The 7,669-nt window shown below is 61.8% G+C and carries 8 protein-coding genes and 1 pseudogene; 8 read left to right on the forward strand and 1 reads right to left on the reverse strand.

Translation table 11 applies throughout. The features are described 5' to 3' along the window. The 6 genes and pseudogenes from EOB59_RS36570 to rplQ form a co-directional block, all read left to right on the forward strand. Positions 1 to 487 (forward strand): annotated as a pseudogene (locus EOB59_RS36570) (preprotein translocase subunit SecY); the annotation flags it as partial. Then, on the forward strand, positions 484 to 1,080 hold the full coding sequence (locus EOB59_RS22010; RefSeq protein WP_128289222.1) for an adenylate kinase: 597 nt from the start codon (positions 484 to 486) through the stop codon (positions 1,078 to 1,080). The pseudogene EOB59_RS36570 and the gene EOB59_RS22010, both read left to right, overlap by 4 nt. A 210-nt stretch (positions 1,081 to 1,290) precedes the next feature. After that, complete coding sequence (rpsM, locus tag EOB59_RS22015; protein WP_013531437.1) at positions 1,291 to 1,659, forward strand: 30S ribosomal protein S13; 369 nt, start codon at positions 1,291 to 1,293, stop codon at positions 1,657 to 1,659. Positions 1,660 to 1,820: 161 nt separating this feature from the next. After that, the gene (gene rpsK, locus EOB59_RS22020; RefSeq protein WP_006205444.1) at positions 1,821 to 2,210 is read left to right on the forward strand and encodes a 30S ribosomal protein S11; all 390 of its coding nucleotides are present in this window, start codon (positions 1,821 to 1,823) and stop codon (positions 2,208 to 2,210) included. A gap of 102 nt (positions 2,211 to 2,312) precedes the next feature. Next, a complete protein-coding gene (locus tag EOB59_RS22025) occupies positions 2,313 to 3,323 on the forward strand; it encodes a DNA-directed RNA polymerase subunit alpha (protein WP_023812081.1) in 1,011 nt (336 codons plus the stop codon). Positions 3,324 to 3,427: 104 nt separating this feature from the next. After that, positions 3,428 to 3,859 (forward strand): 50S ribosomal protein L17, encoded by a 432-nt coding sequence (gene rplQ / locus EOB59_RS22030; RefSeq protein ID WP_128289223.1) that lies wholly within the window; start codon positions 3,428 to 3,430, stop codon positions 3,857 to 3,859. 134 nt (positions 3,860 to 3,993) lie between these two features. Here the strand turns inward: rplQ and EOB59_RS22035 are convergent, their stop codons facing one another. Continuing rightward, complete coding sequence (locus EOB59_RS22035) at positions 3,994 to 4,542, reverse strand: hypothetical protein (protein WP_128289224.1); 549 nt, start codon at positions 4,540 to 4,542, stop codon at positions 3,994 to 3,996. 129 nt (positions 4,543 to 4,671) lie between these two features. On the opposite strand from EOB59_RS22035, the gene EOB59_RS22040 reads away from it, so the two are divergent. After that, positions 4,672 to 6,159: a DegQ family serine endoprotease gene (locus EOB59_RS22040; protein WP_128289225.1), complete on the forward strand. Its 1,488-nt coding sequence runs from the start codon at positions 4,672 to 4,674 to the stop codon at positions 6,157 to 6,159. Positions 6,160 to 6,207: 48 nt separating this feature from the next. Continuing rightward, positions 6,208 to 7,515 carry a replication-associated recombination protein A gene (locus tag EOB59_RS22045; protein ID WP_127268774.1) on the forward strand — a complete coding sequence of 436 codons (1,308 nt, stop codon included), beginning with the start codon at positions 6,208 to 6,210 and terminating at the stop codon, positions 7,513 to 7,515. The last annotated feature ends 154 nt before the right edge of the window (positions 7,516 to 7,669 follow it).

Consider the following 7,669-nt stretch of genomic DNA (forward strand, 5'->3'; position numbering starts at 1 on the left):
GTTGCTGCCGGCTACCGTCGCGGGCTTCTCGCAGACGGCCAACATGCCGGCCTGGGCCAGCACCATCCTGGCCGCGCTCGGCCATGGCCAGCCGCTCTACATGGCATTCTATGCGGCGATGATCGCGTTCTTCGCCTTCTTCTACACTGCGATTGTCTTCAACCCGAAGGACACCGCCGACCAGCTCAAGAAGCATTCAGGCTTCATCCCGGGTTATCGACCGGGCGAGCGCACCGCCGATTACATCGATTACGTTCTCACCCGCATCACCGTCGTCGGCGCCATCTATCTGGTGCTGGTGTGCCTGTTGCCGGAGTTCCTGATCTCGGCGACTGGCGTACCATTCTACCTTGGTGGCACATCGCTTCTGATCGTGGTCAGTGTCACGCTCGATACGGTTGCGCAGATTCAGGGGCACCTGATTGCGCACCAGTATGAAGGCCTGATCAAGAAGTCGAAGCTGCGCGGGGGGAAGAAAGCCAGATGAGGTTGATATTGCTTGGGCCGCCAGGAGCGGGCAAGGGGACGCAAGCACAAAGACTGGTAGAAAAACACGGCATACCCCAGCTCTCGACGGGCGACATGCTGCGTGCTGCCGTCCAGGCAGGCACCGAAGTCGGCAAGCGCGCCAAGGCGGTGATGGATGCCGGTGAACTGGTGTCCGACGCGATCGTCAACGCGATCGTCGCCGAGCGTATCGATCAGCCCGACTGCGCCAAGGGGTTCATCCTCGACGGCTATCCGCGGACCCTGGTGCAGGCGGATGCGGTCGAGCAGATGCTGTTGGATCGCTCCCAGGCCCTCGACGCCGTCATTGAGCTCGTGGTCGACGACAAGGCCCTGGTTGGCCGGATCGTCAAGCGCGCCGACGAGGCGCAGGCCGCCGGCCTTCCCGTTCGCAAGGACGACAACCCGACCGTGTTCGAAGAGCGCCTGAGGGAATACTACAAGAAGACGTCGCCGCTGATTGGCTACTACTATGCCAATGGCAAGCTCCGCAGTGTCGACGGCATGGCCGATATCGACGCCGTGACGGAACAGATCGAAGCGGTGCTCAAGGACGCAGTGCGGGGAAATTAACGATTGCACTTGACGGAGGCGGTTCGCTGCGGTATGGCGGCCCGTCTTCCTATCAGGCATGAGCTTTGCTTGTCCGCAAGGGCAAGGCAGCCGCATTGAACTGGAAACTCCCGCATGGGCCGGCCTCCACCGGACGCGGGGCAACTTAAGACAGCGCCGTGCCCGCCTCGTTTTTGAGGATTGGCCGGCCCACATGGAGAAGGGAAGAACATGGCTCGTATAGCCGGCGTCAACATTCCGACCAACAAGCGCGTTGTCATTGCGCTTCAATACATTCACGGCATCGGCAAGCGGTTCGCCCAGGAGATCGTCGACAAGGTCGGCATCCCGGCCGAGCGCCGCGTCAACCAGCTGACCGACGCGGAAGTGCTGCAGATCCGCGAAACCATCGACCGCGATTACCAGGTCGAGGGCGACCTGCGCCGCGAAGTCTCGATGAACATCAAGCGGCTCATGGACCTCGGCTGCTACCGCGGCCTGCGTCACCGCCGCTCGCTGCCGGTCCGCGGCCAGCGCACGCATACCAATGCGCGCACCCGCAAGGGCCCGGCCAAGTCGATCGCCGGCAAGAAGAAGTAATTTTTTAGGGGAATAAGGGAGTAGGGGAGTAAGGCAGTAGGGAATGCCCGCCAGTCGGGTCGCACTTTTCCCTACTCCCTTACTGCCCTATTCCCCTACTCCCTTACGAAGGTGGAGCCGCTGGCATTACGGCGGTGTAGAGATCAACTGAAAGGACTATCATGGCCAAGGAAGCCGCTCGTGTTCGCCGTCGCGAACGCAAGAACATCTCGTCGGGCGTTGCCCACGTCAATTCGACCTTCAACAACACGATGATCACCATCACCGACGCGCAGGGCAATTCGATTGCCTGGTCGTCGGCCGGTGCCCAGGGCTTCAAGGGTTCGCGCAAGTCGACCCCGTTCGCTGCCCAGATGGCTGCCGAGGATGTTGCCAAGAAGGCCCAGGAACACGGCATGCGCATGCTCGAAGTCGAGGTCTGCGGACCCGGCTCCGGTCGTGAATCGGCATTGCGCGCCCTGCAGGCGGCCGGCTTCACCATCACCTCGATCCGTGATGTGACGCCGATCCCGCACAATGGCTGCCGCCCGCGCAAGAAGCGTCGCGTCTAAGCATTTACCGAACGCCGCGCGAGCGCCCTTGGGCGCTCCTCCGCGGCATTCCAGGTCGCCCGCCACGATTGGATGGTGGCGGGTCAACGGAAGGAAAGCATCATGATCCAGAAAAATTGGCAGGAACTGATCAAGCCGAACAAGATCGAGTTCTCGTCGAAGAAGAAGACGCTGACCACGCTGGTCGCCGAGCCTCTCGAGCGTGGCTTTGGCCTGACGCTGGGCAACGCGCTGCGCCGCGTGCTTCTGTCTTCGCTGCGCGGTGCGGCTGTTACCGCCGTGCAGATCGACGGCGTTCTGCATGAATTCTCGTCCATCGCCGGCGTGCGCGAGGACGTGACCGACATCGTCTTGAATATCAAGGAAATCGCCATCCGCATGGAAGGCGATGGTCCCAAGCGCATGGTCGTTCGCAAGCAGGGACCGGGTGCTGTTCTTGCCGGCGACATCCAGACGGTTGGCGACGTCGAGATCCTCAACCCCGACCACGTCATCTGCACGCTGGACGAAGGCGCTGAAATCCGCATGGAATTCACCGTCGACACCGGCAAGGGTTACGTGCCGGCCGACCGCAACCGCGCCGAAGACGCGCCGATCGGCTTGATCCCGGTCGACAGCCTTTATTCGCCGGTCAAGAAGGTCTCCTACAAGGTCGAGAACACCCGCGAGGGCCAGGTTCTCGACTATGACAAGCTGACCATGACGATCGACACCGACGGTTCGATCACCGGCGAGGACGCGGTGGCTTTCGCCGCCCGCATCCTGCAGGACCAGCTCGGCCTGTTCGTCAACTTCGACGAGCCGCAGAAGGAAGTGGCCGCCGAGGCCGTCACCGAGCTCGCCTTCAACCCGGCGCTGCTCAAGAAGGTCGACGAACTCGAGCTTTCGGTGCGTTCGGCCAACTGCCTGAAGAACGACAACATCGTCTATATCGGCGACCTGATCCAGAAGACCGAAGCCGAGATGCTGCGCACCCCGAACTTCGGCCGCAAGTCGCTGAACGAGATCAAGGAAGTCCTGGCGGCGATGGGCCTGCACCTCGGCATGGAAGTGCCGGACTGGCCGCCGGAAAACATCGAAGACCTCGCTAAGCGTTACGAAGACCAATATTGAGCATGAATTCCAAGGATGGGCGGCGTGGGCCGCTCGATCCGACGGTCATGCGGAAAACCATCAGAGGCCGCGGCCTCTTGAACAACTGAAGAAGGAAAAGAGCCATGCGCCACGGTTTCAAAGGCCGTCGCTTCGCCCGAAGCATTAGCCATCGCAAGTCGATGTTCGCCAACCTCGCCGTGTCGCTGCTCGAGCACGAGCAGATCGTCACGACCTTGCCGAAGGCGAAGGACCTGCGTCCGATCGTCGAGAAGCTGGTGACGCTCGGCAAGCGCGGCGACCTGCATGCCCGCCGCCAGGTCATTGCCCAGATCGGCAATGAAGGCGTCGTCAAGCGTCTGTTCGATACCATCGCGCCGCGCTACGCCAACCGCAATGGCGGCTATCTGCGCATCATGAAGGCGGGCTTCCGTCACGGTGACAACGCCGCCATGGCTGTCATCGAGTTCGTCGATCGCGACGTCTCGGCCAAGGGCGCCGGCGACCGCGCTCGCATCGAAGCCGAAAGCGCTGACACGGATGCCGCAGCCGCATAAGGCTCGGTTTTCCCAAATGACTTCAAAGGGGCCTGCGGGCCCCTTTTTTGTTTGCCGATGTTTGCTGTCCATCGGCCAGCGCCAGGTACTGGCTTCCGCTCAACAGCTTCCAATCGAATGCACCCGGTACCTCTTCAGTCTTCGGGTAAGGATATGAATAGATACTGTCGAGAACGGCTCGAGAATCGATTTTCGCCATCGCTTGCGACGGGGAGGAGGCCTTCAAATAGGTTTCGGCATCTTGGTTGCCGATGAAGTCGGCAGCCACATGAAAATGTATCTGAAGTCGGTCCGGCGCAGATGTTCATCCCGATGTCATGGCCGGATGCCGCGTAGAAAACCTTGGCCTGATCTGGAGTCCAAAGGCCGGCACCCAGGAACTCTGATGGCTTTGTCTTTCCGCTGAACCCGTCCAGGGAGAGTGCAAAGCGAGTGGTGAGAGCCTCCAAATCGCCTTTGAGGTAACTGGCCTGCTCAATTTGAAACCAGTTCATCTGGCGAGGCGGCGTGATATCAAAGGAAATTTCGAGCTTTCCGAACGTCCAGTAATCTGGATCGACATGCTCAGGCATGCCGAGCACTTCGACAATCTCGGCCATTGTCATGTCGGGGGAGATCGGCCCCAAGCTACCGGTCTTCAAAAAGTCACGGAAAGACAGGAGTTGTTTTTTCATCAGGGCCACGAGGTTTTCGGTTTCAAGGTCAGCTGTAGCTGTTTTGCTGCCCAAAATAGTCGGATTTCAGCGGCTTAGCCTTTCATTTTGCACAATCGTCGGGACAATGCCCCCGAACTTGCCTTGGAGGATTCGCGAATGCGCGCCAGAAGACTGCCCCTTGTTCTGCTTTTCGCCATCATGGCGTTTGCGGCCGCACCGGTGGTCAGGCAGTCATTGGCCGAGGAGACGAAGACCGATCCCGGCCTGTCCGATGTGCTGACCGACCTGCTGCATGGCGTGGAAGGCGAAAACGCCACGGCTGGTCCCGACAAGCGCGTACCCTTCGGCCGCGAGGAGGTGCAATTGTCGTTTGCGCCGCTGGTCAAGCAGACAGCCCCGGCCGTGGTCAACGTCTATGCCTCGCAGACGGCCAAGGTCACGTCGCCTTTCGACGGCGATCCGTTCTTCGAGGAATTCTTCGGTCGCTCGCAGCCGCGTGCACAGTCTTCGCTCGGCTCCGGCGTGCTGGTCGATCCGACCGGCGTCGTGGTCACCAATTACCACGTCATCAAGGATGCCGACCGGGTCAAGGTGGCGACCGCTGATGGGCGTGAGTTCGACAGCAAGGTGCTGCTCAAGGACGAGACACTCGACCTCGCCGTGCTCAAGATCACCTCGGACAAGCCGTTTCCGGTTATCGCCATCGGCGATTCCGACGCGCTTGAGGTCGGCGACCTGCTGCTGGCCATCGGCAACCCCTTCGGCGTCGGCCAGACCACCACCAGCGGCATCGTCTCGGCACTGGCCCGCAGCCATATCGGCGTCTCCGATTCCAGCTTCTTCATCCAGACCGACGCCGCCATCAATCCTGGCAATTCCGGCGGCGCGCTGATCAACATGGGCGGCCAGCTGGTCGGCATCAACACCGCCATCTATAGCCGCAGCGGCGGTTCGATCGGCATCGGCTTCGCCATTCCCTCGAATATGGTCCGCGCTTTTGCCGACGCGGCCAAGGCCGGGCTCGACTTCTTCGAGCGGCCCTATATCGGCGCCGAGTTCGAAGCGGTGACGCCGCAGATCGCCGAATCGCTCGGCATGGAGAAGCCGACCGGTGCGCTGGTCTCGTCGGTCGAAGCGACCGGTCCGGCCGGCAAGGCAGGACTCAAGCCCGGCGACGTGGTGCTGCAACTCAATGGCAAGCCGGTCGAGAGCATCGAAGCGCTGGACTACCGGATGGCGACGCTGTCGATCGGCACCACCGCCAATTTCGCGGTTTTAACCAAGGGCCAGCAGGCGGCGATGGATATTGCGCTGGAGCGTGCTCCGGAAGGCATGAAAGCTGCCGAGGTGACGCTGCATGGCCGCAGCCCGTTTTCGGGCGCCAAGGTCGCGGAGCTGTCGCCCCGGCTCGCGCAGCGGCTTGGCCTGCGCACGGACATCAAGGGCGTCACCGTGGTCGACATCAACCGTGATTCTCCGGCCGCCGATTTCGGCTTCCAGCCGGGCGACATCGTGCGCGAGGTGAACGGCACCACCATCGATACCGCGGCGACCCTGGAGTTGGCGGCCAGGACGGATACGCGCTGGTGGCGCTTTACCGTCGAGCGTGGCGGGCAGATAATGCGTCAGGTGTTGCGTTATTAGGGCTGGGTTCCGTGCATTCGGGCTCATGCTCCAACGAAAAAGAAGTGCATGGCCGATCTGTTCAGCGTCGATGAACCGGAAAAGACTCCACCTGGGCGGCCGCTGGCCGACAGGCTGCGGCCGAGAAACCTTGGCGAGGTCGTCGGCCAGGAGCATCTGACCGGCCCTGACGGCGCGCTGACCCGGTTGATCGGTTCCGGCTCGCTCGGCTCGATGATCTTCTGGGGGCCGCCCGGCACCGGCAAGACCACCGTGGCGCGCCTGCTTGCCGGCGAAACCAGCCTGGCCTTCGAGCAGATATCGGCTGTCTTTTCCGGCGTCGCCGACCTGAAAAAGGTGTTCGAAGCGGCCAAATTGCGCCGCACCAATGGCCGCCAGACCTTGCTGTTCGTCGACGAGATCCATCGCTTCAACCGTGCCCAGCAAGACAGCTTTCTCCCGGTCATGGAGGACGGGACAGTCGTGCTGGTTGGCGCCACGACCGAAAACCCGTCCTTCGAACTGAATGCCGCTTTGTTGTCACGCGCGCGCGTTCTGGTCTTCCATTCGCTTGGCGAGGAGAGCATCTCCAAGCTGATGGTGCGGGCGGAGGAGACCGAGGGCAGGGCGCTGCCGCTCGACGACGAGGCGCGGACCATGCTCATCCGCATGAGCGATGGCGACGGCCGGGCCTCGCTGACGCTCGCGGAAGAAGTCTGGCGGGCAGCCAAACCCGGCGAGGTCTTCGATCCCGAGGGACTGCAGCGCATCGTCCAGCGCCGCGCGCCGATCTACGACAAGGGCCAGGACGGCCATTACAATCTGATCTCGGCGCTGCACAAATCGGTACGCGGTTCAGACCCTGACGCGGCTCTCTACTATCTCGCACGCATGTTCGATGCCGGCGAGGATCCGCTCTATCTAGGCCGCCGGTTGGTGCGCATGGCGATGGAAGACATTGGCCTTGCCGACCCGCAGGCGCTTGTCGTCGCCAATGCCGCCAAGGATGCCTATGATTATCTTGGCTCGCCCGAGGGCGAGTTGGCGTTTGCCGAGGCCACCGTCTATCTCGCCACCGCGCCCAAATCCAACGCCGTCTACAATGCTTTCAAGGCTGCCACGCGGGCCGCGAAGGAACACGGCTCGCTGCTGCCGCCCAAGCACATCCTCAACGCACCGACAAAGCTGATGAAAGAGGAGGATTACGGCGCCGGCTATCGTTACGACCATGACGAGCCGGATGCCTTTTCGGGGCAGGATTATTTTCCCGAGAAGATGGGCCGCCAGACCTTCTATGATCCGCCCGAGCGCGGCTTCGAGCGCGACATCAGGAAGCGGCTCGACTATTGGGCGAAGCTGCGCAAGGAGCGGGAGTAGCAGGCTTGCGTGAGGCCGTTGACCAGATCCACCAGGCAGCCAGCCGGCCACGATAGCAGGGCCGTTGTGTGGTAACCCAAAAAACCTTATCAAGGCGCACGACCGGGCGGTGGTCGTTGCCGTGATTTGGGCACTTCATTCGCAACAGGATCGC

It is taken from the genome of Mesorhizobium sp. M7A.F.Ca.MR.176.00.0.0 (assembly GCF_004023165.1).
Lineage (GTDB): Bacteria > Pseudomonadota > Alphaproteobacteria > Rhizobiales > Rhizobiaceae > Mesorhizobium.